This window comes from Mycobacterium sp. 2-64 (assembly GCF_035918375.1).
Taxonomy (GTDB): domain Bacteria; phylum Actinomycetota; class Actinomycetes; order Mycobacteriales; family Mycobacteriaceae; genus Mycobacterium; species Mycobacterium intracellulare.
The window spans coordinates 1,936,542-1,961,908 of record NZ_CP142361.1 but is presented as its reverse complement, the minus strand read 5'-3'; the positions used below and the strand labels follow the sequence as shown (position 1 = coordinate 1,961,908).

Annotated in this window: 23 protein-coding genes; 9 read left to right on the top strand and 14 right to left on the bottom strand. The window is 70.6% G+C overall.

Going from position 1 to position 25,367, the window contains the following annotated elements; all coding sequences use genetic code 11:
- Window positions 1-11 precede the first annotated feature (11 nt).
- Window positions 12-1,967, bottom strand: coding sequence for an excinuclease ABC subunit UvrC (gene uvrC / locus QGN31_RS09660; RefSeq protein WP_036459229.1), 1,956 nt, complete (start codon window positions 1,965-1,967; stop codon window positions 12-14).
- A 104-nt stretch (window positions 1,968-2,071) separates the two neighbouring features.
- On the opposite strand from uvrC, the gene QGN31_RS09655 reads away from it, so the two are divergent.
- The 3 genes from QGN31_RS09655 (at window position 2,072) to QGN31_RS09645 (ending at window position 5,346) form a co-directional block, all read left to right on the top strand.
- Entirely contained in the window at window positions 2,072-3,247 is a 1,176-nt protein-coding gene (locus tag QGN31_RS09655; protein WP_014942463.1) for a cupin domain-containing protein, read from the top strand.
- 184 nt (window positions 3,248-3,431) lie between these two features.
- Window positions 3,432-4,904: a PPE family protein gene (locus tag QGN31_RS09650; RefSeq protein ID WP_014942464.1), complete on the top strand. Its 1,473-nt coding sequence runs from the start codon at window positions 3,432-3,434 to the stop codon at window positions 4,902-4,904.
- A gap of 103 nt (window positions 4,905-5,007) precedes the next feature.
- The gene (locus QGN31_RS09645) at window positions 5,008-5,346 is read left to right on the top strand and encodes a hemophore-related protein (protein WP_008258171.1); all 339 of its coding nucleotides are present in this window, start codon (window positions 5,008-5,010) and stop codon (window positions 5,344-5,346) included.
- A gap of 92 nt (window positions 5,347-5,438) precedes the next feature.
- Here QGN31_RS09645 and QGN31_RS09640 read toward each other — a convergent pair whose 3' ends face one another.
- The 4 genes from QGN31_RS09640 to QGN31_RS09625 form a co-directional block, all read right to left on the bottom strand.
- Entirely contained in the window at window positions 5,439-5,909 is a 471-nt protein-coding gene (locus tag QGN31_RS09640) for a PH domain-containing protein (protein WP_014385263.1), read from the bottom strand.
- Window positions 5,906-6,388, bottom strand: a complete 483-nt coding sequence (gene ribH, locus QGN31_RS09635; protein WP_008258173.1) for a 6,7-dimethyl-8-ribityllumazine synthase — start codon at window positions 6,386-6,388, stop codon at window positions 5,906-5,908. The genes QGN31_RS09640 and ribH overlap by 4 nt, the downstream gene beginning before the upstream one ends.
- Window positions 6,389-6,437: 49 nt before the next feature.
- On the bottom strand, window positions 6,438-7,715 hold the full coding sequence (locus tag QGN31_RS09630) for a bifunctional 3,4-dihydroxy-2-butanone-4-phosphate synthase/GTP cyclohydrolase II (protein WP_008258174.1): 1,278 nt from the start codon (window positions 7,713-7,715) through the stop codon (window positions 6,438-6,440).
- A 123-nt stretch (window positions 7,716-7,838) separates the two neighbouring features.
- On the bottom strand, window positions 7,839-8,438 hold the full coding sequence (locus QGN31_RS09625; RefSeq protein WP_014385265.1) for a riboflavin synthase: 600 nt from the start codon (window positions 8,436-8,438) through the stop codon (window positions 7,839-7,841).
- A 118-nt stretch (window positions 8,439-8,556) separates the two neighbouring features.
- Here QGN31_RS09625 and QGN31_RS09620 point away from each other — a divergent pair, with 118 nt between their 5' ends.
- Both QGN31_RS09620 and QGN31_RS09615 read left to right on the top strand, forming a co-directional pair.
- Entirely contained in the window at window positions 8,557-9,264 is a 708-nt protein-coding gene (locus tag QGN31_RS09620; RefSeq protein WP_008258177.1) for an LppX_LprAFG lipoprotein, read from the top strand.
- Window positions 9,261-10,817, top strand: a complete 1,557-nt coding sequence (locus QGN31_RS09615) for an MFS transporter (RefSeq protein ID WP_014942466.1) — start codon at window positions 9,261-9,263, stop codon at window positions 10,815-10,817. Before QGN31_RS09620 ends, QGN31_RS09615 begins: the two co-directional genes overlap by 4 nt.
- Here QGN31_RS09615 and ribD read toward each other — a convergent pair.
- From ribD to fmt, 4 genes are all read right to left on the bottom strand, one after another.
- Window positions 10,814-11,839: a bifunctional diaminohydroxyphosphoribosylaminopyrimidine deaminase/5-amino-6-(5-phosphoribosylamino)uracil reductase RibD gene (gene ribD, locus QGN31_RS09610; protein ID WP_014942467.1), complete on the bottom strand. Its 1,026-nt coding sequence runs from the start codon at window positions 11,837-11,839 to the stop codon at window positions 10,814-10,816. The genes QGN31_RS09615 and ribD overlap by 4 nt on opposite strands.
- Entirely contained in the window at window positions 11,836-12,543 is a 708-nt protein-coding gene (gene rpe / locus QGN31_RS09605; RefSeq protein ID WP_085978381.1) for a ribulose-phosphate 3-epimerase, read from the bottom strand. The genes ribD and rpe overlap by 4 nt, the downstream gene beginning before the upstream one ends.
- Window positions 12,544-12,753: 210 nt before the next feature.
- Window positions 12,754-14,196 (bottom strand): 16S rRNA m5C967 methyltransferase, encoded by a 1,443-nt coding sequence (locus tag QGN31_RS09600; RefSeq protein WP_008258183.1) that lies wholly within the window; start codon window positions 14,194-14,196, stop codon window positions 12,754-12,756.
- Complete coding sequence (gene fmt / locus QGN31_RS09595) at window positions 14,193-15,131, bottom strand: methionyl-tRNA formyltransferase (protein WP_014942469.1); 939 nt, start codon at window positions 15,129-15,131, stop codon at window positions 14,193-14,195. The genes QGN31_RS09600 and fmt overlap by 4 nt, the downstream gene beginning before the upstream one ends.
- 176 nt (window positions 15,132-15,307) lie before the next feature.
- Between fmt and QGN31_RS09590 the strand changes: the two genes are divergently transcribed.
- Entirely contained in the window at window positions 15,308-16,135 is an 828-nt protein-coding gene (locus QGN31_RS09590; RefSeq protein WP_008258185.1) for a class I SAM-dependent methyltransferase, read from the top strand.
- An 18-nt stretch (window positions 16,136-16,153) separates the two neighbouring features.
- Here QGN31_RS09590 and QGN31_RS09585 read toward each other — a convergent pair whose 3' ends face one another.
- The 3 genes from QGN31_RS09585 to QGN31_RS09575 all read right to left on the bottom strand — a co-directional run bounded on the left by QGN31_RS09585 (window position 16,154) and on the right by QGN31_RS09575 (window position 19,631).
- Entirely contained in the window at window positions 16,154-16,639 is a 486-nt protein-coding gene (locus QGN31_RS09585) for a MarR family winged helix-turn-helix transcriptional regulator (protein ID WP_008258186.1), read from the bottom strand.
- 128 nt (window positions 16,640-16,767) lie between these two features.
- On the bottom strand, window positions 16,768-18,780 hold the full coding sequence (locus QGN31_RS09580; RefSeq protein WP_201407484.1) for a primosomal protein N': 2,013 nt from the start codon (window positions 18,778-18,780) through the stop codon (window positions 16,768-16,770).
- A gap of 80 nt (window positions 18,781-18,860) precedes the next feature.
- Entirely contained in the window at window positions 18,861-19,631 is a 771-nt protein-coding gene (locus tag QGN31_RS09575) for a lysoplasmalogenase (RefSeq protein WP_036429014.1), read from the bottom strand.
- On the opposite strand from QGN31_RS09575, the gene QGN31_RS09570 reads away from it, so the two are divergent.
- Genes QGN31_RS09570 through QGN31_RS09560 form a run of 3 tightly spaced genes read left to right on the top strand, consistent with a single transcriptional unit; the run spans window position 19,630 to window position 22,716 of the window.
- Window positions 19,630-20,595, top strand: coding sequence for an alpha/beta hydrolase (locus tag QGN31_RS09570; protein WP_008258189.1), 966 nt, complete (start codon window positions 19,630-19,632; stop codon window positions 20,593-20,595). The two genes, QGN31_RS09575 and QGN31_RS09570, sit on opposite strands and share 2 nt — an antisense overlap.
- Window positions 20,596-20,641: 46 nt before the next feature.
- Window positions 20,642-22,129 carry a flavin-containing monooxygenase gene (locus QGN31_RS09565; protein ID WP_193375561.1) on the top strand — a complete coding sequence of 496 codons (1,488 nt, stop codon included), beginning with the start codon at window positions 20,642-20,644 and terminating at the stop codon, window positions 22,127-22,129.
- A gap of 20 nt (window positions 22,130-22,149) precedes the next feature.
- Window positions 22,150-22,716: a pyridoxamine 5'-phosphate oxidase family protein gene (locus QGN31_RS09560; protein WP_014942473.1), complete on the top strand. Its 567-nt coding sequence runs from the start codon at window positions 22,150-22,152 to the stop codon at window positions 22,714-22,716.
- A gap of 75 nt (window positions 22,717-22,791) precedes the next feature.
- Here the strand turns inward: QGN31_RS09560 and metK are convergent, their stop codons facing one another.
- Together metK and coaBC are read right to left on the bottom strand one after the other, a co-directional pair.
- Complete coding sequence (gene metK / locus QGN31_RS09555) at window positions 22,792-24,003, bottom strand: methionine adenosyltransferase (protein WP_008258192.1); 1,212 nt, start codon at window positions 24,001-24,003, stop codon at window positions 22,792-22,794.
- 93 nt (window positions 24,004-24,096) lie between these two features.
- On the bottom strand, window positions 24,097-25,359 hold the full coding sequence (gene coaBC, locus QGN31_RS09550; RefSeq protein WP_014942474.1) for a bifunctional phosphopantothenoylcysteine decarboxylase/phosphopantothenate--cysteine ligase CoaBC: 1,263 nt from the start codon (window positions 25,357-25,359) through the stop codon (window positions 24,097-24,099).
- Between the last annotated feature and the right edge of the window lie 8 nt (window positions 25,360-25,367).

Here is a 25,367-nt window from a genome sequence, read left to right as displayed (position 1 = left end):
GCCCGGACCCGTCACTGCGCGGCCCTGGACTCGTCGGGGGCCTGCTCGGGTCGCAGCGCCTCCAGGACGGCGGTGGCGGTGGCGACGCCGATGCCGGGAACGGCGGTGATCTGGTCGACGGTGGCCTCCTTGAGGCGGGCTATCGATCCGAAATGGCTTACCAGTGCCTTACGGCGATGTTCTCCCAATCCTGGCACCGAATCCAGCACCGATGCCGTCATTCGCTTGGATCGCTTGCTGCGATGGTAGGCGATCGCGAACCGGTGCGCCTCGTCGCGGATACGCTGCAGCAGGTAAAGACCCTCGCTGTTGCGCGGCATGATGACGGGGTCGGGTTCCGAGGGCACCCACACCTCTTCGAGCCGCTTGGCCAGCCCGATCACCGCGACGTCGGTGATGCCGAGCCCTTCGAGCACCGCGCTGGCCGCGTTGACCTGCGGCGCGCCGCCGTCCACCACGTACAGGTTCGGCGGGTAGGCGAAGCGGCGGGACTTCCCTTCCGGCGAAAGCATATTCGGGTCGTTCTGCTCGCTCAGGTGGCGCGCGAAGCGGCGCCGGGTCACCTCGGCGATGGAGGCGACATCGTCGGAGCGCCCCTGTCCGGCGGCCTCCCGGATGCTGAAGTGCCGGTAGTCCGATTTGCGTGGCAGACCGTCCTCGAACACCACCAGCGAGCCCACCACGTCGGTGCCCTGCACGTGGCTGATGTCCACACATTCGATGCGCAGCGGCGCCTCGGACAGCCCGAGGGCTTCCTGAATGTTCTGCAGCGCAGCGGATCTGGCGTTGAAATCACCGGCCCGCTTCAGCTTGTGTTGCTGCAGGGCTTCTTTCGCGTTGCGCTGCACGGTTTCGGCCAGCGCGCGTTTGTCACCGCGCCGCGGCACCCTCAAGACGACCCGGGACCCGCGCAGGCCGGACAACCAGCTCGTCAGCTCGTCGGCGTTGGACGGCAGGCAGGGCACCAGCACCTCCCGAGGCACCGGGTTCACCGATTCGTCTGCGGCGCCGCCCAATTCGGCCTGCTCGCCGTAGAACTGCGTCAAAAACTGCTCGACCAACTGCTCCTCGCCGGAATCGCCCGGGTCGGCGGACTTTTCGACGATCCAGCCGCGCTGACCGCGGACCCGGCCGCCGCGCACGTGGAACACCTGCACCGCGGCCTCGAGGTCGTCGTCGGCGAAGGCCACCACGTCGGCGTCGGTCCCGTCACCGAGCACCACGGCCTGCTTTTCCATCGCCCGCTTCAGCGCGCCGAGGTCGTCACGCAGCCGCGCGGCCCGCTCGAAATCGAGACGCTCGGCCGCCGCGTTCATCTGCTGTTCGAGCTCGCGGGCGAACCGGTCGGTCTTGCCCGACAGGAAGTCGCAGAAATCGTCCACGATTTGACGATGCTGTTCGGCACTGACCCTGCCGATGCACGGCGCCGAGCATTTGTCGATGTAGCCCAGCAGACACGGACGGTCGATCTGCCTGTGCCGCTTGAACACTCCCGCCGAACAGGTGCGCGCCGGGAACACCCGGGTGAGCAGGTCCAGCGTTTCCCGGATGGCCCACGCGTGCGAATAGGGGCCGAAGTACCGGACGCCTTTGCGGCGCGGGCCGCGATAGACCATCAACCGCGGGAATTCCTCGTTGAGGGTGACGGCCAGCACCGGATACGACTTGTCGTCGCGGTAGCGGACGTTGAACCGCGGGTCGAATTCCTTGATCCAGTTGTATTCGAGCTGCAGCGCCTCGACTTCGGTGTTGACCACCGTCCACTCGACCTTGGCCGCGGTGGTGACCATCTGCCGCGTGCGCGGATGCAGGCCGGAGATGTCGGCGAAATAGGACGTGAGCCGGCTGCGCAGGCTTTTGGCCTTGCCGACGTAGATGACCCGGCCGTGCGGATCCCGGAATCGGTAGACGCCCGGCTCCACCGGGATGGACCCGGGCGCCGGGCGGTACGTGGCGGGATCTGGCACAGATCCAGGCTAGTAGCCGGGAACGACGTGCCGAGAAAGGCGGGGCGCCGGTCTACTGTGGTGCCCACGAACGTTGGGGAGGCCGGGAAGGGTTGGGAGGAACAGTGGCCGCCGAGTCCTCGCTCGCCTGGTTGCTGCGGCCGGTCTCGGTCGAGGCGTTCCTCGACGAGATCTGGGCGATCAGGCACCACCACATCCAGCGTGGCGAGCCGGGTTACTTCGACGGCCTGCTGCCCGCGGCCGACGAACTCCTCGAGCAGATGCGAGCGGAGCCGTCGGCCGTGCGGCTGGTGAAGGGCGGCCAGGACAGGGATCCGGCGAGCTATCGCCGCGGCGACGGCAGCCTCGACCCGGACCGCGCCCGCGAGGGCCTGGCCGACGGGTACACCATCGTGCTGAACGGCCTCGAGCGGTACCTGCGCACGGTCGCCACGCTGTCGCATTCCCTCGAGGTCGAGCTGAACTTCCCGACGCGGGTCAACGCCTATGTCACGCCGCCCGACGCCACCGGCTTTGCCCCGCACTACGACCCGCACGACGTGCTGGTCCTGCAGATCCGGGGATCCAAGACGTGGCATGTGTCCACCGGCGCCCCCGTGCCGCCGCACGAGATCGAAAGCCGCAAAGGGGTCGGGACGGACGGGCCGGCGGCGGCGGCGACCGACGTGTGCCTGCGCGCCGGCGACGTGCTGTATCTGCCACGCGGCCAAGTGCATTCGGCCGAAACGCGCTCGGAGCCATCCGTCCATCTGACGATCGGGCTGCACGCACCCACCGTGCTCACGCTCGTCACGCACGCGCTCTACGCGCTGAGCTTGCGCGACCCCCGGCTGCACACCCGCCTGTCGCCGCGGCACCTGGACGACGCGGGCGCCCGCGCCGGCCTGGAAGACCTGGTGCACGACACCCTGCGCACCGTCGAGGGCCCCGACATCGTCGCCGACGGCCTCGGCGCATTGGAGGATGTCCTGGTCCGGCGCGGCCGATGCCCGCCGGTCGGGCGGGTGAGCGACACGGCCGGAATCGACGCCCGGACGCTGGTGCGCAAGCACCAGCCGCTCTACGCGCGGGTGACCCGCGCCGCCGATCGCGTTGTCCTGCACTTCGCTCAGCTGTCCGTGGCCGCCGGCCTCGACCACGAGGCCGCGATGCGGTTCCTCGCGTCGAGCACCGAGCCGTTCCGGGTCGGCGAGCTGCCCGGCCTGAGCGCCCCGCAGCAGACGGGGTTGGTTCAGACGCTCCTGTTGAACGGGTTCCTTGCCCGGCTGTCCACTGACTGAAAAATACCTTCGCATTTCCGGTGAAAGTCGGGAATCGTATCCGTATTTGCGGACACTCTGGCGATAAGCTTCATGACATGCGGACCGCTGTCCGCACCGCGGCCGCCCTCGTCACTGCCACGCGACATCGGCGACCGCAGCCTTCGAACGAATCGCAGTGTCGCAACGACGAGGGTGGCCAACGATGACGATGCCGATCTGGGCGGCCTTTCCACCGGAAGTGAATTCGGCGGCGCTCACCACCGGCCCGGGGCCCGCCTCGTTGTTGAACTCGGAGACGGCGTGGCTGAACTTGAGCGCCGAATACGACACGGCGGCTACCGAACTCAGCGAGTTGTTGGCCGAGGTGCAGGCCGGGACGTGGCAGGGTCCCACCGCGGAGAAGTTCGTGGCCGCGCACGTGCCGTACCTGGCCTGGCTTTTACAGAACAGCGCCAACGCCACGGCGGCGGCCCTCGAGCACGACACCGTGATCGCGGCGTACAACGCCGCGGTCGCGGCCATGCCGACACTGGCAGAGATAGCAGCCAACAAAGCCCTGAACGCCTCCCTGATAGCGACGAATTTCCTTGGTGTCAATACGATTCCGATCGCGCAAAACGAGTTCGAGTATTTGCAGATGTGGCTGCGGGCAGCCACCGCGATGGCGATGTATGAAGCGGTGTCCCAGACCGCGATGACGTGGGTCCCGCCCACCGCGCCACCCCCGCCGATCCAGCTGACCAACCCCCCGAACCAAGATGCGGGCGGGGGGGCAAATCAGCTGAGCTGGTGGGTAGATCGCGTGCAGATGGTCGCCCAAGAACTCACCACGGACCTGAACCAGCCTGGGTCCAACCCGTCCACGGCCATCCACAGCCTGCTGACTGACCCGCTACTCCTCAAGGTTCCGCACTGGGCGGGCGAGTCGCTTTACACCTTCATTCCCCAAGTGCCGCAGTTGACTCAGCTCTCGGTCGGGCTGATCGTCCCGTTCCTGCCCGTCGCCGGGGCGGCCGGCCTGGCGGGGCTGGCCGGGCTGGCCGGCGTCGCGCCGCCCGCGCCCACCCTGCCCGTGGCGGCGGCCGCGCCGGCGCCGTCCCACACCGGAGCGCCCGTCGCGATGGCGCCCGGCCTGAGCGCCCCCGCCCCGGCCGCAACACCGGCCGCGGCGCCCGCGCCCGCACCGGCGGCGGCCCCGGCATCCGCCGCGGCGCCCGCGGCGCCACCCGCGACCGCCGTCGCCGGCTTCGATTACCCCTACGTCGTCGGCCCGCCGGGCATCGGCGCCGGTGCGAACCTCCCGGCCGGCGCGCGGTCCCAGCAGAGATCGGCCGAACCCGGCACCGCGGCCGCGGCGACCGCCCCGGCCCGGCGGGAACAGGGCCGCCGCCGACGCCGCCAGCGGCCCGGCCTGATCGACCCCGGCCGCCGCCACGAATACCTCGACGCCGACCCGGAGCCCGATGCCGCCGGCAAAACCACGGCGACGGCCACGGACCGGGGGGCGGGGCCCCTGGGGTTCGCCGGCACCGCCCGCGGGCCCGATGCGGCCCCAGTGGGGTTGACCACAATCGGCGCCGATTCCTTGGACGACGGACCCCGGATGCCGCTGCTACCGAGCAGCTGGGGCCCCGAAAGCGAGGGGGCGGAACCGGGGCAGACGGACGCCCCCTGAGCGGCCCGTAAGCGTTGCCGGCGGTTTGGGCGGCGCCGGTTCTGGCTACCAAGCCTCTAACTCAACGTTAGAGTGGGGGCACAGCAATGGAGGGAGTCCGTAAATGATGAAGCGCTCGTGGGCCAAACTGGCCGTCACCGTCGGCGGCCTGGCTTTGGCGTCGACCGCTGGGGCCGGGGTCGCATCGGCCAGCCCCGATTACGGTCCGATGATCAACACTACCTGTAGCTACGACCAGGCGATGCGGGCCGTGCACGCGGAGAACCCGATGGCCGCTCAGTACCTCGACCAGTCGCCGCCGAACCAGCAGTTTTTGCAGCAGTACCTGGCGTCGTCGCCCGATCAACGCGTGAACCTGCTGCACGCGATCGAGCACAACCAGGGGGCGCAGCAGGCCCTGCCGATTTTCCAGCAGATGATGACGGACTGCACCAGATACTGAGTGCCTCCGATACGGGTCTCCGACTCAAGCGTTAGGTAGTCAGGCGGCGGGCCGCTGCGGGTACGCAGCGAGCCCGCCGGCCTGTACGGCGCTCAGGAGGCCGGCAGGTCCGGCCGATAGCGCGTCAGCAACGCGCGCACCGTGTCCATGGCCTCCACCGCGCGGCCCTTGTCGACGGCCTGGATGGCCATCACCGGGATGTACTCGTCATCGGGCAAATCGATGCGCGCCCAGCGGTGGCCCACCGGAAACGAGACGTCGACAACATCGGGCCACTCGATCAGCTTGTCTCCCAGCAGGTTTCGCACCGATACGCCCGACGGCCCGACCCGCAGCCGGGGGCGGGCGAACAACAGCACGATGCCGGCGATGACCAGCCCCAGCACCGCGATCGCCACCTGGTCGGCAGTCTGAAAAACCACGCCGGTCGATCTCGCCTTGAGCAACAGCCCCACCACGATGTGCGCGCCGGCGATGAGCACCGCAGCCCCATAGGCGAACAGCGGCGTGCGGTGGGGGCGCAACACCGCATCCCAGGTCTCGCGGTCGGGAGGCTCAGTCACGACCGAGCGCGCAACTCACGCAGGGTCAGCGCGGTGGTCAGGGCGGCCAGCGTGGCTTGGGCCCCTTTGTCCTCGGCCGATTCCGGAAGGCCGGCGCGGTCCAGTGCCTGCTGCTCGGTGTCGGTGGTCAGCACCCCGTTGGCCACCGGTGTGGAAGTGTCCAGCGACACCCGGGTCAGGCCCTGGGTCACCGCATCGCAGACGTATTCGAAATGCGGTGTCTGCCCACGGATCACGACGCCCAGCGCGACGACGGCGTCGTGGTTGCGGGCAAGCTCCTGGGCCACCACCGGAATCTCGATCGCGCCGATCACCCGGACCACCGTCGGGTCGTCGACACCCGATTCCGAGGCCACCTTGCTGGCACCCGCCAGCAGTGCGTCGCAGATCTCGCTGTGCCAGGTACTCGCAACGAGGGCCAGTCGCAGGCCGGACGCATCGAGCGGGGGAACCTCCGGCACCCCCTCGGCGGGGCTCATGGGCGCCGCTCCCGCGCATCACTTCGTTCTGCATCGTCGGCGGCGCGACTCACAACGCACCACCGAATTCACCTGGCAGGTGGACGGATTCGTGAAAGTCGTCCAGCCCGGCCAGGTCGTGGCCCATCTTGTCCCGCTTGGTCATCAGGTAACGGATGTTCTCCGCGTTGGCGCGCACGGGAAGCGGCACCCGCTCGATGATGTGCAGGCCGTACCCGTCCAGCCCGACGCGCTTGGCCGGGTTGTTGGTCAACAGCCGCATCGAGCGCACGCCGAGGTCGACCAGGATCTGCGCGCCGATCCCGTAATCCCTTGCGTCGGCGGGCAATCCGAGCTTGAGGTTGGCGTCGACGGTGTCCTCGCCGGCGTCCTGCAGCTGATAGGCCTGCAGTTTGTGCATCAGGCCGATGCCGCGGCCCTCGTGGCCGCGCATGTAGAGCACGATGCCGCGCCCCTCGCGGGCGACCATCGCCATGGCGGCGTCCAGCTGCGGCCCGCAGTCGCAGCGGCGGGAACCGAAGACGTCACCGGTCAGGCACTCGGAGTGCACGCGCACCAGCACGTCGTCGCCGTCGGAGTCCGGCCCGGCGATCTCGCCGCGCACCAGCGCGACGTGTTCGACTTCCTCGTAGATGCTGGCGTAGCCGATGGCACGAAACTCGCCGTGCCGAGTCGGGATCCGGGCCTCGGCGATGCGGGCGATGTGCTTCTCGTGCTTGCGCCGCCACTCGATCAGGTCGGCGATGGTGATCATGGCGAGGTCGTGTTCGTCGGCGAACACCCGCAGCTCGTCGGTCTGCGCCATCGAGCCTTCGTCCTTCTGGCTGACGATCTCGCAGATGGCGCCCGCGGGCTGCAGGCCGGCCATCCGGGCCAGGTCGACCGCGGCCTCGGTGTGACCGGGCCGGCGCAGCACGCCACCGTCCTTGGCGCGCAACGGAACCACGTGACCGGGGCGGGTGAAATCGTCGGCGACGCTGATGGGATTGGCGAGCAGCCGCATCGTCGTGGCGCGGTCGGATGCCGAAATGCCGGTTCCCACACCATCTTTCGCGTCCACCGTGACTGTGTAAGCGGTGCCGTGCTTGTCCTGGTTCACGGCGTACATCGGCAGCAGCCCCAGGCGGTCGCAGATCGCCCCGTCCAGCGGCACGCACAGGTATCCCGAGGTGTAGCGCACCATGAACGCCACCATCTCCGGCGTCGCCTTCTCGGCGGCGAAGATCAGATCGCCCTCGTTCTCGCGGTCCTCGTCGTCAATGACGATGACGGCCTTGCCGGCCGCAATGTCGGCAACCGCCCTCTCGACGGAGTCCAACCTCGTCATCCCTGCTACCTCGCCGTCCCCGCTTTTCCGAGGGGGAACACTGTCAAAACGGCCCACACGAGAAGCCCACGTGTTGCATTCAGTATGAACCACGCCGGCGGCGCCGTTATTGCGACGGCTTGATCAGCGGGACATCAACCGCTCGACGTATTTCGCGATCACGTCGACTTCGAGGTTCACCTGCGTCCCGATCGGAGCCTGGCCCAGGGTGGTCAGTTCGCGGGTGGTGGGAATCAACGAGACCTCGAACCAGTCGCGCGGGTCACTGCCGAGCCCGGACACCGTCAACGAGATCCCGTCGACGGTGATCGACCCCTTCTCCACGACGTAGCGGGCCACCTCCGCGGGGATCTCGATGCGCACGACCTCCCAGTGCTCGGACGGCGAGCGGGCCACGATCTGCCCCGTCCCGTCGACGTGGCCCTGCACGATGTGCCCGCCCAGCCGGCTGTTGACGGCCGCGGCGCGCTCCAGGTTCACCCGGCTGCCGACCTGCAATGCGCCGAGGTTCGACCGGTTCAGCGTTTCGCCCATCACGTCGGCGGTGAACAGCCCGCCGGGCAGCAGCTCGGCGACGGTCAGGCACACGCCGTTGACGGCGATCGAGTCGCCATGGCCCGCGTCGGCGGTCACGACGGCTCCGCGGATCGTCAGCCGCGCCGCGTCGGAAAGGACGTCGCGACCCGTCACCTCCCCGAGTTCCTCGACAATTCCGGTAAACATCCCCTAAGGCTAATTGGCCCGCCCGTACGCGGATGAGCAGGGCAAACACCACCGCACGGGCGACACCGGGGCCCCGCGTTCACCAGGGCAGTCACCGGCACCCTCTACGATGCGAAGTATGCAGACCCGCCGCCGTCTATCGGCCGTCCTCGCATCCCTGACCCTCGCCACCGCCTTGATCGCCGGCTGCTCGTCGGGCTCAAAGCAGAGCGGCGCACCACTGCCCGACGGCACGACCTTGGTCAAGCAGTCGGCCGACGCCACCAAGAAGGTGCAGAGTGCGCACATCGCGCTGAGCATCCAGGGCAAGATCCCCGGGCTCCCCATCAAGACGCTCAACGGTGACCTCACCACGGCACCGGCCACCGCCGCGTCGGGCAACGCCACCATCACCTTGGGCGGCTCCGACATCGACGCCAACTTCGTGGTCGTCGACGGGACCCTGTACGCCACGCTGACCCCCAACAAGTGGAGCGATTTCGGCAAGGCGTCCGACATCTACGACGTGTCGGTGCTGCTGAACCCGGACAGCGGGCTGGGCAACGCGCTGGCGAACTTCAGCGACGCCAAGGCCGAGGGCCGCGAGACCATCGACGGGCAGAGCACCATCAAGGTCAGCGGCAACGTCTCGGCCGACGCGGTGAACAAGATCGTGCCGCAGTTCAACGCGACCCAGCGGGTCCCGAGCACGGTGTGGATCCAGGAGTCCGGTGACCACCAGCTGGTGCGCGCCAACCTGGAGAAGAGTTCGGGCAATTCCGCCGAGGTCACCCTGTCGAAGTGGGGCGAGCAGGTTCAGGTCACCAAGCCCCCGGTGAGCTCGTGACCACACAAACCGGGCGCCGCGTCGCGATCAGCGCAGGCAGCCTGGCGGTTCTGCTGGGCGCCCTGGACGCCTATGTCGTCGTGACGATCATGCGCGACATCATGAGCGACGTTCACATTCCCATCAACCAGCTGCAGCGCATCACGTGGATCATCACGATGTACCTGCTGGGCTACATCGCCGCCATGCCGCTGCTGGGCCGGGCGTCCGACCGGTTCGGCCGCAAGCTGGTGCTGCAGGTCAGCCTGGCGCTGTTCATGGTCGGCTCGGTGGTCACCGCGCTGGCCGGTCATTGGGGCGATTTCCACCTGCTGGTCGGCGGCCGCACGATCCAGGGTGTGGCCAGCGGCGCGCTGCTGCCGGTCACCCTCGCCCTGGGCGCCGACCTGTGGGCCCAGCGCAACCGCGCCGGCGTGCTCGGCGGCATCGGCGCCGCCCAAGAGCTCGGCAGCGTGCTGGGCCCGCTGTACGGGATCTTCATCGTCTTCCTGTTCCACGACTGGCGCTACGTGTTCTGGATCAACGTCCCGCTGACCCTCATCGCGATGGTGATGATCCAGTTCAGCCTGCCGTCGCACGAACGCACCGAAACGCCCGAGAAGGTCGACCTGGTCGGTGGCGTGCTGCTCGCGGTCGCGCTGGGGCTCGCCGTGATCGGCCTGTACAACCCGCAGCCCGACGGCAAGCAGATCCTGCCTAGCTACGGGTTGCCGCTGGTGATCGGCGCGGGCGTGGTCGGGGTGCTGTTCCTGCTGTGGGAACGCTTCTCCCGGACCCGGCTGATCGAACCGGCCGGCGTGCGCTTCCGGCCGTTCCTGGCCGCGCTGGGCGCCTCGTTGTTCGCGGGCGCGGCGCTGATGGTGACCCTGGTCGACGTCGAGCTGTTCGGCCAGGGAGTGCTGGGGCAAACCCAGACGCAGGCCGCCGGGCTGTTGCTGTGGTTTTTGATCGCGCTGCCGATCGGGGCGGTGCTGGGCGGGTGGATCGCCACCCGCGTCGGCGACCGGGCGGTGACCTTCGTCGGGCTGCTCATCGCGGCGTACGGGTACTGGCTGATCCATTACTGGCGCCAGGACGTGATGAGCCAGAAACACAACATCCTGGGGCTGCTCAACGTCCCGGTGCTGCACGCCGACCTGCTGGTGGCGGGCTTCGGCCTCGGACTGGTGATCGGGCCGCTGACGTCGGCCGCGCTGCGCGTCGTCCCGTCGGCCCAGCACGGCATCGCCTCGGCGGCCGTGGTGGTGGCCCGGATGACGGGCATGCTGATCGGGGTGGCCGCGCTCAGCGCGTGGGGCCTGTACCGGTTCAACCAGATCGTGGCGGGCCTGACGGCCGCGATCCCGCCCGACGCCACCCTGTTGGAGCGGATCGCCGCGCAGGGAACGATGTACCTCAAGGCGTTCGCCATGATGTACGGCGACATCTTCGCGGCCACCGTCGTGATCTGCATCGCGGGCGCGCTGCTGGGTCTACTGATCGGCGGCCGCAATGAACACGCCGAGGAACCGGAAATCCCTGAGCCGCAAGAAGTTTCGCTGAGCGAGCGCTAGGCGCTGCGCGGCACCAGGCTGAGTACCACGTCGGGTCCCACCCGATCGATTCCGTCGAACTGCCAGCGCAACGCCCGCGCGATCGTCGACACACCGACGTCGTCGACCGCGGTGACCGGTCCCCCCAACAGGGTCGGCGCGACGTAGGCGAGGATTCGGTCCACCGCCCCGGCCCGCAGGAAGGCGCCCGCCAGGGTCGGGCCGCCCTCCAACAGCACGTCGGTGCGGTCCGACACGGCCTTGAGCACCTCGGCGGGGTCGTGCGTCCGGATCAGCATGGTTCGCGAATCGTCGTTGAGAACCTTTGCCTCCGAAGGTATTTCGCGCATCCCCACGACGACCCGCAGCGGCTGTCGCGCGGCCAGCGAGCCGTCGGGCAAGCGGGCCGTCAGCGCCGGGTCGTCGGCCAGCACGGTGCCCGTGCCCACCACGATCGCGTCGCATGCCCCGCGGCGGCGGTGCAGGTCCAGCCGTGAGGCCTCGCTGGAAATCCACTGGCTGGAGCCGTCGGCGGCCGCGCTGCGGCCATCGACGCTGCTGGCGTACTTCCACGTCAGATGCGGCAGCCCGGTCCGCTGCTTGTGCAGCCACTCGCGCAGCGGCCCGCGCGCGACCTCGTCGGCCAGCACTCCGGATCGCACCGCGACGCCCGCCTCCTCGAGCCGCCGCGCGCCCCCGGCGGCCTGCGGGTTGGGGTCGGCGACCGCGTAGACCACCGTGGCCACCTTCGCGTCCAGCAGCGCGTTCACGCACGGCGGCGTCTTGCCGTAGTGGTTGCACGGCTCGAGCGTGACCACGACGGTCCCACCCGCGGCCAGGTCGCCGGCGCGGCGCAGCGCCAGGATCTCGGCATGATCGCCGCCGGCCGGCTCCGTGCCGCCCACGCCGACCACCTCCCCGCCGGCGTCCAGGATGACCGCGCCCACCGGGGGATTCGGATACGTCGTTCCCTTGACGAGAGTGGACTGCTCGATCGCCAAGCGCATCGCGGCGTCAAGGCCGTCACCCGGGGAAACGGTCATCGACGCCAATGCGGGGACGCGGCGGCGGCCTGACGGCGCAACGCGTCGATCGCCGTCGCCGGGTCGGCGGCGCCGTAGACGGCCGACCCGGCGACGAAGCAGTCGACGCCCGCCTCGGCGGCCTGCTCGATGGTGTCCCCGTTGATCCCGCCGTCGATTTCGACAAGGATCGTCAACTCCCCCGCGTCGATCAGCTTGCGGGCCGTGCGCACCTTGCTCAGGACCTCGGGAATGAAGCTCTGGCCGCCGAAGCCGGGCTCCACCGACATGATGAGCAGGGTGTCGAACTGCGGCAGGATCTCCAGGTACGGCTCGAGCGGCGTGCCCGGCTTAACGCTGATCCCCGCTTTGGCGCCGGCGGCGCGGATGTCGCGCGCGACCGCGATCGGATTCTGGGTGGCCTCGGCGTGGAAGGTGACGTTGTAGGCCCCCGCCTCCGCGTAGGGCGGCGCCCAGCGGTCGGGGTCCTCGATCATCAGATGGCAGTCCATCGGGATGGTGGTGGCCGCCAGCAGGCTCTCCACCACCGGCAGCCCGAGGGTCAGGTTCGGCACGAAGTGGTTGTCCATCACGTCGACGTGCAGCCAGTCGGCGCCGGTCACGGCGGCGGCCTCGTCGGCGAGCCGGGAGAAGTCAGCGGAAAGGATCGACGGTGCGATCAGGGGCCCCTTCGATGATTCCGTGTTGCCAGCCATGAGCGCCAGACTACTGAGCCGCGCGGGCCGGTTCACATCTGGCGGCGCTACCCCGCTTCGCGGCGCAGCGCGGCCGCGGCGGGGTTCTTCGTGTCGCGCCCCCGCTACCCCGCTTCGCGGCGCAGCGCGGCCGCGGCGGGGTTCGTCGTGTCGCGCCCGGCGCTACCCCGCTTCGCGGCGCAGCGCGGCCGCGGCGGGGTTCTTCGTGTCGCGCCCCCGCTACCCCGCTTCGCGGCGCAGCGCGGCCGCGAACATCGCGTCGGTGCCGTGCCGGTGCGGCCACAGCTGAACGTAAGGCCCGTCGCCCAGGTGGTCGACGGGCTCGAACAACGGCCGGGTGTCCAGCGCGCTCACCGGATGGCGGCGCAGCGCGTCGGCGACCACCCCGACGGTTTCGGCCAGGTGCGGCGAACAGGTGGCGTAGAGCACCACACCCCCGGGACGGGTCAGCGCGATCGCGGCGCCCAGCAACTCGCGCTGCAGCTTGGCCAGTGCCGGCACGTCGGACGGTTGACGGCGCCACCGGGCCTCGGGCCGGCGGCGCAAGGCCCCCAGCCCGGTGCAGGGCACGTCGACGAGCACCCGGTCGAACGCCGGCTCGAGGTCGGTGTGCCGGCCGTCGACCCGCAGCACGTCGACCGGCAGGCCGCGGGTGTTCTCGGTCACTAGGTCGGCGCGGCGCGGGGCCGGCTCCACCGCGGTGACGTGGGCCCCGGATCCCGCGCCCAGCGACGCCAGCAGCGCCGTCTTGCCGCCCGGCCCGGCGCACAGGTCGAGCCAGCGGCCGCCGTCGCGCTCGACCGGCGCCAGGGTCAGCGCGCGCGCCACCAGCTGGCTGCCCTCGTCCTGGACCAGCGCCGCACCGTCGCGCACCGGCGCCAGCCGCCCGGGATCGCCGCCCGGCAGGTACACCGCGTACGGCGAATACCGCCCGACGGTGCCGCCCACCGCGTCCGCCAGCTCGACGGCGGTCAGCGTGCCAGCGCGAGCGGCCAGATGCACCTGGGGCCGTTCGTCGTCGCTGGCGAGCACCGCGTCGAGTTCGCCCGCGGCCGCGCCCAGCGCGTCGGCGAAGGCCTGGGCGATCCACCGGGGATGGGCGTGCACGAACGCGGCGTGCCCGATCGGGTCCCGCGCCGGGTCCGGCGCCAGCTCCGCGACCCAGGATTGTTCGTCGCGCCCGGAGATGGTGCGCAGCACCCCGTTGACGAAACCCGCTCGCGCCGAGTCGAATTCGATGCCTGCCTGTTCGACGGTGGTGGACACCGCGGCGTGCGCATCGACCCGGGTGCGCAGCAACTGATACGCGCCCAGGCGCAGCAGGTCGAGCAGGACGGGGTCGATGGCTTGCGGGGCGCGCCCGGCGGCCGCGCCGATGACCGCGTCGAGCAGGCCACGGCTGCGGCACGCGCCGTACGTCAGCTCGGTGGCGAATGCGGCGTCGCGGCCGGTGATTCCGCGCTCGCGCAGCAGCGCGGGCAGCGCCAGGTTCGCGTACGCATCGCGCTCGCTGACCGCCCGTAGCACCTCGAACGCCGCTGCCCGGGCCGGGTCCAGCGGCCGGCGGGCGGGCCGCCGATCCCGCTGCGCAGGCCGGCGCTGCGGCCGGGCCGGCTGGCGGTCCGGCCGGTTGCGCTGGCGCCCGTCACGGCCGGCGCTCATGTCGCCCGCACCGCGGGGTCGAGCCGGGCGCCGCGCGCCCAGTCGACCGCGTTCATGAATTTCTTTCCGGGCGGCTGGATTTGACCCAGGCGAACCGGATCCGAACCGGTGCCGACCCAGACGCCTTTGCGATCGACGTGAATCGCGCCGGGCGGCAACGGTTCTGGCGAACCGGACGCGACGGCGGCGTCGACCGGCCCGAGTTTGACGCGCAGGTCGCCGATCACGGTCCACGCGCCGGGGTTGGGCGTGACGGCGCGAATGCGGCGTTCCACCACGAGCGCCGGCAGATCCCAGCGCACCCGGGCCTGCTCCACGGTGATCTTGGGGGCGACGCTGACCCCCTCGGCCGGCTGCGGCCGCGGCGTCAACGTCGAGTCGGCGATGCCGTCCAACGTGGTCGACAACAGCGCCGCGCCCGAAATGGCCAGTCGCTCAAGCAATTCCCCGGCGGTATCGGTCGGGCGGATCGTCTCGGTCACCACCCCGTAGATCGGGCCCGAGTCCAGGGTCGGCTCGATCTGGAACGTCGAGGCCCCCGTGATGGTGTCCCCCGCCGCGATGGCCGCCTGGACCGGCGCGGCGCCGCGCCAGGCGGGCAGCAGCGAGAAGTGCAGGTTGATCCAGCCCCGCGGGGGCACCGCCAGCAGGTCGTCGCGCAGCAGCGCGCCGTAGGCCACGACCGCGCAGCAGTCCGGCGCCAGCCGCGACAGCTCCGCGACGAATTCCGCCGAGTTGGGCCGCGACGGCCGCAGCACCGGAATGCCCCGGTCGAGCGCCTCACGGGCCACCGGCGACGGCTCCGGCTTGCCGCGTCGCCCGGCGGCGGCGTCGGGCCGGGTCAGCACCGCGATCACGTCGTGGCGTGGCGAGTCGATGAGGCGGCGCAGTGCGGGCAGCGCGGGCTCGGGAGTACCGGCGAAGACAAGGCGCACCGGCCCAGTCTAGAAAGCGCCGGAGGCCGGCCGGACCCACCCGAGGAGACCGGAATTGCGCGCGTATACTATTGCTTATGACTATTATTTCTAGTAGTCATGATCTGAGCGGCGTGAAACCGCGCGTGTCGACATCGACGTCGAAGACAACCTTTCCGTTCCCCCAAGGAGGTCTGATGACCGTCGACTCCACCATCAGCGACGCCCGAGTCGCCGCCACACACCGCACGGTTTGGGCGCTGGGCGACTACGCCCTGATGGCCGAGGAAGTGATGGCCCCGCTGGGCCCCGCCCTCGTCGAGGCCACCGGCATCGGGCCCGGCGTCCGAGTCCTCGACGTCGCCGCCGGCTCGGGCAACATCTCGCTGCCGGCCGCCGCCGCCGGCGCGGCCGTCGTCTCCACCGACCTCACCCCCGAGCTGCTCCTGCGCTCGCGGGACCGGGCCGCGGCGCAGGGCCTGACGATCGACTACCGGGAGGCCAACGCGCACGCGCTGCCGTTCGGCGACGGCGAATTCGACGTCGTCATGTCGGCGATCGGCGTGCAGTTCGCGCCCGACCAGCAACGCGCCGCCGGCGAGCTCGTCCGGGTCTGCCGGCCCGGCGGCACGATCGGCGTGATCAGCTGGACCCCGGAGGGCTTCTTCGGGCGGATGCTGGCCACCATCCGGCCCTATCGCCCGAGCCTGTCGCACCCCGTGCCGCCGGCGGCGCTGTGGGGACGGCCCGGCTACGTCACCGCGCTGCTGGGCGACCGCGTCGGCGAAATCACCACGGCGCGTGGGATGTTGGCGGTGGACCGGTTCGCCAGCGCGGAAGACGTCCACGCCTACTTCAAGCGGCACTACGGCCCGACGATCGAGGCCTACGCGAACATCGGCCACAACCGGGTGCTGGCCGCCGAGCTCGACGCCCAACTCGTCGAGCTCGCGCAGCAATACCTCGCCGACGGCACCATGGGGTGGGAGTACCTGCTGCTCACCGCCACCAAGCGGACCGACTAGGCGGGGTAGACCCGGCGGCTACAGGCCGATATCGGCGTCCAGGTGCACGTCGGGCTCGCCACCGGCCGCGGTGAACGCGGTCAGCGCCCGCACCAGCCCGTGGCGCTCGGGCGGCGGCATCTTCGCGACGATGGCCGCGATCTCGGTGCGCCGGTGCGCGGTGACCTGGTGGACGACGTCGCGTCCGCGCGTGGTCAGCGCGGCGAGCAGCTCACGGCGCGAGGTCGGGTGCGGCAGGCGGTCGATCAGTCCGGCGGCGACCAGCCGGTCCACCATCCGGCCGGTGGCCGACGGCTGCACGCCCAACAGACCCGCCAGGGTGGCCAGATTGACCGGGCCGCGGTTGGACAGGATCACCAGCGTCCGGAACTGCGCGATGGTGATGGTCTCGTCGACCTGCCCGACCGAACGGGCCGAGATCGCCATCAGCAAACGGGAGGCCGTCAGCAAAGCGTCGGTGATGACATCCAACGACTCGTCAACGGTCGCGTTGTCCGCTGTCATATCGCCCCTCCCCGGATTGTTTCCGGCCTCTCGGCGGCTAAGGAATAGAAAGTGTAGCAACCTTCGAATGTCGTAAACAGGAAATATTGCATGCACATACTGTCGCCCAGGGTAACGGTTTGTGACCGCTAGCCGATGTGCAGCGGATCGATCTGGACCCGGGCGGGCTCATGGGTTTGCCGGGCGCTGAGCACACCGACGCCGCGGCGCAGCGCGGCCGCCAGCGCCAGGCCCTGCCGGCGGGGCACGCGCACCAGCATTCTCGTCACCGCCACGCCCGCCGGGGTCCCGGCCGGGCGGCGCACGCCGGCCGGCAGGTCCACCGGCCCGAGCAGGTCGGCTTCCAGTTCGGCGAGCCGGACCTCGCCGAGCAGCGCGGTCACCGCGTCGGGCGTTCCGTCGATGGCCGCCATGTGCACGCTCGGCGGCAGGCCCACCTCGGCGCGGGCGGTCAGTTCCGCTTCCGCGTGCCCCACCGGATCCCAGCGGATCAGCGATTGCACTGTGGGAAGCGATGATTCGGCGATCACCAGCACCACGCCGCCGTCGCCGCGAGCACGCACCAGCGCGGCGGCGCTCATCCAGCGCCACAACGCGTCCTCGGCGGCGCGCAGATCCTGCCGGCCCAGCAGCGCCCACGGGTCCAACAGCAGCGCCGCCCCGTAACCACCGGACGCGCGCGGTTCGGCCCCCGGGGTGGCGACCACCAGGGCCGGTCCGGGCGCGACCTCGGGCACGACGCCGTCGCCCGACGAGGTGATCACCGCCGTGCCCGGAAACGCGCGGCCGAGCTCTTCGGCGGTGCGGCGGGCCCCGACGACCACGGCGCGCACCGCGTCCGAACCGCAGCGCGCGCACCGGCGCGTCGGGTCGATCCGCCCGCACCAGCGGCAGAGCAGCGCGGCGCCCCCCTCCTGCAGCGACAGCGGCCCGGTGCAGTGCCGGCACCGGGCGATGGTGCGGCAGCGCGCACACGCCAGCGACGGGACGTATCCGCGCCGCGGCACCTGCACCAGTACCGGAGTCCCGGCCTGCAACGCCGAGCGGGCCGCGCGCAGCGCGATCGAGGGAATGCGCGCCGTGCGGGCCGCCGGGTCGCGCTCGTCGGCGTAGCCGGTGTCGTCGAGCGCGCTCACCCGCGGGGTGCGGGCGCGCACCACGGGCCGCGCCGCGACGATGTCGTGCGCCCATCCGCTGCGCACCAGCGCGTGGGCCTCCGCGGTGCGCGCGTAGCCGCCGATCAGGGCCGCGCACCGGGCCTGGTGCGCGCGCAGCATCGCCACCTCGCGGGCGTGCGGATACGGGGCCCGCGGCTCGGCCAGGCTGTCGTCGGCGTCGGCCCACACCATGACCAGGCCCAGGTCGCTCAGCGGCGCGAACACCGCGCTGCGGGTGCCGATCACCAGCCGCGCGGTGCCCCGCAGCGCCGCCAGCCAGCGGCGATACCGGGCCGCGGGGCCCAGACCCGCCGACAGGGCGACCACGCTGCCCTCGTCGATCCGTGTCGTCGCCGCCCGCCACAGGGCGTCCAGGTCGCGCTGGTCGGGAACGATCGCCAGCGCGGACCGGCCGGCCCGCACCGTTTGGGCGGCGGCCTCGGCGAATCGGTCGGTCCACGGCTCGCCCGGCAGCGCCTGCCAGACGGCCCGGGCGGCCCGCGACTCGGCCAGGGCGGCCAGGAATTGAGCGCCCCGCCCGTAGCCGTCCCAGCCCGCGGGGTCGACGGGGTCCGGGATCGCCGGGCCCGGCGGGTCCCGGCTCACGACGGGCTCCCGCTCCACCCTGGCGTGGCGGGCCGGCACGGCCAGCCGCAAGACGTCGGGACGGGTGCCCGCGTAGCGCGCGGCCACCGCGTCGACCAGCCGGCGGATCTCGGGGGTGAGCACCGGTTCGGCCGACACGACGCGGTCCAGCCAGCCCAGCTTGCCCGGGTGGTCGGTGTCGGCGCGGCGCTCCAGCACGAACCCGTCGACCAGCCGGCCATGGAAACGCACCCGGACCCGCACCCCGGGCTGGGCATCGTCGGACTGCTCGGCCGACACCAGATAGTCGAACTCGCGGTCCAGGTGCGGCACGGACAGCATCGGCAGCACGCGGGCGATGGGTTCCACTTCGACCGGCGTGCGCGCGCTGGGGCTCACGGCGCCCTCGGGCCGCGAATCATGGTGCTATCCAATGCCTTTACCGTCCGGCCCGCAGCGTACCGGCGACCACCGACAGATCAGCCTTCGGCGGGCGCCGCGGCGTCCCCGCCGTCCTGGCCGGGAAGCTCGCGGCCGAAGAAGAATCCCGCCGTGATCAGGATCTGGGCCGCCGCGTACGACCACCAGATCGGCACGGCGAGCGCCTCGTTGCCCAGGATGAAGCGGCTGATCGCGATCATCGAATCCGAGGCCGCGAAACACACCGCCCCCACCGCCGTCCAGATCGTCGGCATTTTCGCCAGCAGCGCCGTGCACACCATCGCGGTCAGCACCACGATGTAGACCGTCACCGGCAACGTCAGCTTGTCCGGGCCCAGGTGCGGCCAAAACCACACCAGCAGCGCGATCGACACCAGGCACATCAGGACCACCGCGGCGATCCGGAGCGCCGCGGGCCGCTCGGCTTGCGACGACCACGACAGCGGGGGAACCAGCGGCAGCAGGGCACCGATGAAACACATGTGCGCCAACAGGAATGCCGCCAGGCCGATCTCGAAGGACAGCGTCCACCACGGGATCGCGAGCACCCAGTCGCCCAGGGCCGACAACAGCAGGGCCGGCATCAGCCACCGCCGCTCCCGTACGCATCCGTGCCCGGCGGCGGCGAGCATCAGCAGGATCGCCATCGAGGCCTTGAACGCCGGCTGCAGCACCCAGTGCCCGGTCAGCTCCATTCCGGGCGGCGAGCGCAGCGCCAGCACGGTCAGGTAGATGCCGTAGCCGAGGGCCACCCAGCCGGCCACCACCCAGGCGCCGGCCACCAGACGAGGTGCGTACGGTACGTCCATGCCCAGCTTGGATAACACAGCCGACGAGAAACCCGCGATCGACCCCATCCTGCAGAAGGTACTGGACGCGGTTCCCTTCCGGCTATCCACCGAGGACGGCATCGCCGCGGCGCGCCAGCGGTTCCGCGACCTGCCGCGCAGGCCGCTGCATCCCGAGCTGCGGGTCGAGGACCGCACGATTGCCGGCCCCGCCGGGCCGGTCGCGATCCGGATCTATTGGCCGCCAAGCCATTCCGACGGTCAAACCGGGGCGCCCGTCGTGTTGTTCTTCCATGGCGGCGGCTTCGTGATCGGCGACCTCGACACCCACGACGGCACGGCGCGCCAGCATGCCGTCGGCGCCGACGCGATCGTGGTGTCGGTCGACTACCGGCTCGCGCCCGAGCACCCCTACCCCGGCGCGGTCGAAGACGCGTGGGCGGCAACGCTTTGGGTCGCCGGGCACGCCGCCGACCTGCACGGCGACCCGGGCCGGATGGCCGTCGCCGGGGATTCGGCCGGCGGCACGATCGCCGCCGCGGTCGCGCAGCGGGCACGCGATCACGGCGGACCGGCCCTGAAATTCCAGTTGTTGTGGTACCCGTCGACCATGTGGGACGCCACGCTGCCGTCCTTCGCCGAGAACGCCACCGCGCCGATCCTCGACGTCAGGGCCGTCGCCGAGTTCTCCCGTTGGTACGCGGGCGAAGTCGACCTGTCCGACCCGCCGTCGGACATGGCGCCGGGGCGCGCGAAGGACCTGAGCAACCTGGCGCCGGCCTACATCGGCGTCGCCGGCTATGACCCGCTGCGCGACGACGGCATCCGGTACGGCGAACTGCTGGCGGCTGCCGGGGTCGCCGCCGAGGTGCACAACGCCGAGACGCTGGTGCACGGCTACCTGGGCTACGCCGGTGTGGTGCCCGCGGCCACCGCGGCGCTCGAGCGCGGCCTGGCGGCGCTGCGAACCGCCCTGCGGGGCTGAGCCCGGGGCGTACGGTGAGTTCATGACGGAGCGCACCTTCGCCCGGATGGACGGGGAAACCCCCGATTACCACACGCTGATCATCGGTGCCGGATTCTCCGGCATCGGCGCCGCCATCAACCTCGACAAGGCGGGGCTGCCCGATTACCTGGTGCTCGAGGCCGGCGACGGGGTCGGCGGCACCTGGCACTGGAACACCTATCCCGGTATCGCGGTGGACATTCCGTCGTTCTCCTACCAGTTCTCCTTCGAGCAGAGCCGGCACTGGTCGCGCACCTACGCGCCGGGCCGCGAGCTCAAGGCCTACGCCGAACACTGCGCCGACAAGTACGGCGTCCGCTCGCGGATCCGGTTCAACACCAAGGTGCAGGCGGCCGACTTCGACGACGAGCGCGGGCTGTGGCGGGTGCAGACCGACCCCGGCGGCGAAGTCACGGCGAGGTTTTTGATCAGCGCCTGCGGCGTGCTGACGGTGCCGAACCTGCCCGACATCGACGGCGTGGACTCGTTCGCCGGCGTCACGATGCACACCGCGCGGTGGGATCACGGCCAGGATTTGCGCGGCAAGCGCGTCGCGGTGATCGGCACCGGCGCGTCGGCCGTGCAGGTGATCCCCGAGATCGCGCCAATTGTCTCGTCGCTCACCGTGTTTCAGCGCACCCCGATCTGGTGTTTCCCGAAGCTGGACGTCCCGCTGCCCGCGCCGGCGCGCTGGGCGATGCGCATCCCGGGCGGCAAGGCGCTGCAGCGGCTGCTCAGCCAGGCGTACGTGGAACTGACCTTCCCGATCTCGGCGCACTACTTCACGGTGATCCCGCTGGCCAAGAGGATGGCCACGCTGGGACGCGCCTATCTGCGGCGGCAGGTCCGCGACCCGGTGGTGCGCGAGCAACTCACCCCGCGCTACGCCGTCGGCTGCAAGCGCCCCGGCTTCCACAACGGCTACCTGGCCACGTTCAACCGCGACAACGTGCGCCTGATCACCGAACCGATCGACAAGATCACGCCCGACGCGGTGGCGACCACCGACGGCGAAACCCACGAGATCGACGTGCTCATCCTGGCGACCGGCTTCAAGGTGATGGACCCCGACAGCGTCCCCACGTTCGCGGTCACCGGCAGCGGCGGTCGCTCGCTGAGCCGGTTCTGGGACGAGCACCGCTTGCAGGCCTACGAGGGCGTCACCGTTCCGGGCTTCCCCAACCTGTTCACGGTGTTCGGCCCGTACGGTTACGTCGGCTCTTCGTATTTCGCGCTCATCGAGGCGCAGACCCATCACATCGTGCGGTGCCTCAAGCGGGCGGAGCGCCTGGGCGCGACCCGCGTCGAGGTGAGCGAGGAAGCCAACGACCGCTACTTCGCCGAGATGATGCGCCGGCGGCACCGGCAGATCTTCTGGCAGGACAGTTGCAGGTTGGCCAACAGCTATTACTTCGACAAGAACGGCGACGTGCCGCTGCGGCCGGGCACCACCCCGGAGGTGTACTGGCGCAGCCGGCGATTCGATCTGGGCGACTACCGCTTCACCGGCTAGCTAGCGGTTACGCTGCACGGGTGGCGAAGGAATTTGACTGCATCGACGAGTCGCTGCGCGACTTCATCCGCGAACAGGCCGTGTTCTTCGTCGCCACCGCGCCCTCGGAGGGTGGCCGAATCAACATGTCCCCCAAGGGATATTGCGACACGTTCGCGGTGCTCGACGAGCGCACCGTGGCCTACCTGGACCTGTTCGGCAGCGGCGTGGAGACCATCGCCCATCTGCGCGACAACGGCCGCATCACTGTCATGTTCTGCTCGTTCACCCGCAACTCGCGGATCCTGCGGCTGTTCGGCACCGGGCGGGTGATCCGGCCCGACGACGCCGAATTCGCCGATCTCATCACGCATTTCGGTGACCGGCATGCGGGGATCCGCGCCATCATCGTGGTCGATGTGGAGCGGATCGCCGACGCGTGCGGATTCGCGGTGCCCTACTACGAGCTGGTCGACGAGCGACCGGTCCTCAACGCGTATCACCACAAGGCGCCCGACGAGGCCTACACCCGGCTGATCAACCGCAACCGGCGCAGCATCGACGGGCTGCCCGCGCTCGATTCCGACCACCCGGGTCCACCGCGGTGACCCGTCGAACGTGACACTGTGGTCACGCTCGGCGCCGAACGTGACTGCGACGTCACATTCGAGGCGGCGGGCAACCTAGATGGCGCGCTTGAGGTCGTCGACCTTGTTCAGCTGCTCCCAGGGCAGTTCGACGTCGGTGCGGCCGAAGTGCCCGTAGGCGGCGGTCTGCGCGTAGATCGGGCGCAGCAGGTCCAGGTCGCGGATGATCGCGCCGGGACGCAGGTCGAACACCTCCGGGACGATCTTCTCGATCTTGACCGGGTCGACGGTCGCGGTCCCGAAGGTCTCGATGAACAGCCCGACCGGCGCCGCCTTGCCGATGGCGTAGGCCACCTGCACCTCGACCCGCTCCGCGAGCCCGGCGGCGACGATGTTCTTGGCCACCCAGCGCATCGCGTACGCCGCCGAGCGGTCCACCTTGGACGGGTCCTTGCCGGAGAACGCCCCGCCGCCGTGCCGCGCCCAGCCGCCGTAGGTGTCGACGATGATCTTGCGGCCGGTCAGCCCGGCGTCGCCCATCGGGCCGCCGACGACGAACTTGCCGGTCGGGTTGACCAGCAGCCGCGTCGAGGAGGTGTCCAGCGTGTCGTGCGCCAGGTCGTTGAGCACGGTGTTGAGCACCTTTTCCCGGATGTCGGGGGTCAGGGTGTTCTCCAGGTCGATGTCGGCCGCGTGCTGAGTGGAGATGACCACGGTGTCCAGCCGGACCGGGACGTCGTCTTCGAATTCGATGGTGACCTGCGTCTTGCCGTCGGGGCGCAGGTAGGGCAGCACGCCGTTCTTGCGGACCTCGGTCAGCCGGCGCGACAGGCGGTGGGCCAGCGCGATGGGCAGCGGCATCCGCTCGGGGGTGTCGTTGATCGCGTAGCCGAACATCAGGCCCTGGTCGCCGGCGCCCTGCGCGTCCAGCGGGTCGGCGGCTCCCTCGACGCGGGTCTCGTGGGCGGTGTCGACGCCCTGGGCGATGTCGGGCGACTGCGCGCCGATGCCGATGTTGACCCCGCAGGACGCCCCGTCGAAGCCCTTGTCCGACGAGTCGTAGCCGATGTCGAGGATGCGCTCGCGGACCGTGTTGGTGATGTCGGCGAAGGCCTCCTTGGCCGTCGTCGTCACCTCGCCGACCACGTGCACCTGCCCGGTGGTCACCAGGGTCTCAACCGCGACGCGTGAGCGGGGGTCCTGCGCCAGCAGGGCGTCGAGGACCGAGTCGCTGATCGCGTCACAGATCTTGTCGGGATGTCCCTCAGTCACCGACTCACTGGTAAACAGGCGACCCTTTTCGCTCATGCCAATCCTTCCAAATAGTTAGTCAACCGAATTATATCGGCCCGCATCAGCCCGGCCGGCACCCGTCCCGGTGCCGGGAAGAACTCGACCGCTTTACCCGCTGTCCCCGTGCAGGAACGCGGCGATCGCATCCACGATACGACTGGCCATCAATGTCTTGGAGCCGTGCTGCAGTGCGGACTCGGTGCCGTCGGAGGCCAGCAGCCAGCCGTCGTTGCTGTCCACCTCGAACGCGCGGCCCTCGCCGACGGCGTTGACCACCAGCAGATCGCAGCCCTTGCGCTGCAGCTTGGCCCGGGCGTGAAACAGCACGTCGCCGCTGGCGTCGCCGGTCTCGGCGGCAAAGCCGACGATGGCCCGCATGTTGGGCAACTGCCCGTGGGCGCGGGCCCGCACCGCCCCGGCGAGGACGTCGTCGTTGCGCACCAGCTCGATCGTCGGGGGCGCCGTCTCATTCGAGGCGCTCTTTTTGATCTTGGCGGCGGCAACGTGCGCGGGCCGGAAGTCGGCGACCGCGGCGGCCATCACCAGCACGTCGGCCTCCGGGGCGCGCTTGGACACCGCGTCGCCCAGCTGGGCCGCGGAGCTGACGTGGACGACCTCGACACCGGCGGGATCGATCAGCCCGGCGGTGTGCCCGGCGATCAGGGTGACCTCGGCGCCGCGCTGGGCCGCCACCCGCGCCACGGCATAGCCCTGCTTGCCGGAGCTGCGGTTGCCGATGAAGCGCACGGGGTCGACCGGTTCGCGGGTGCCGCCGGCGGTGACCAGCATCTTGCAGCCGGCGAGGTCGTAGGGCAGCGCGTCGTGGCGTTCCAGCAGCAGGTGGGCCAGGGTGGTGATCTCCTCGGCTTCGGGCAGCCGGCCCGACCCGCTGTCCGTCCCGGTGAGGCGCCCGGCGGCGGGCTCGAGCACCACCGCGCCCCGCCGGCGCAACGTCGCCACGTTGTCGACGGTGGCCGGGTGCAACCACATCTCGGTGTGCATGGCCGGCGCGAACAGCACCGGGCACCGGGCGGTGAGCAGCGTGGCGGTCAGCAGATCGTCGGCGCGACCGTGCACCGCGCGCGCCAGCAGATCCGCCGTGGCCGGGGCCACCACGACCAGGTCGGCCTTCTTGCCGAGCTGGACGTGCGGGACCTCGGGAACGTCGTTGAAGACGCCGGTGTGCACCGGCTGGCCGGAGAGCGCCTCAAAGGTGGCCGCGCCGACGAAACGCAGCGCGGACTCGGTCGGGATGACCCGGACGGAATGGCCGGCCTCGGACAGCTGGCGGACGACGGTGCACGCCTTGTAGGCGGCGATGCCGCCGGAGACACCGACTACGACTCGTTTGGGGATCCGCGTGCGGTCCACAGCGCGCC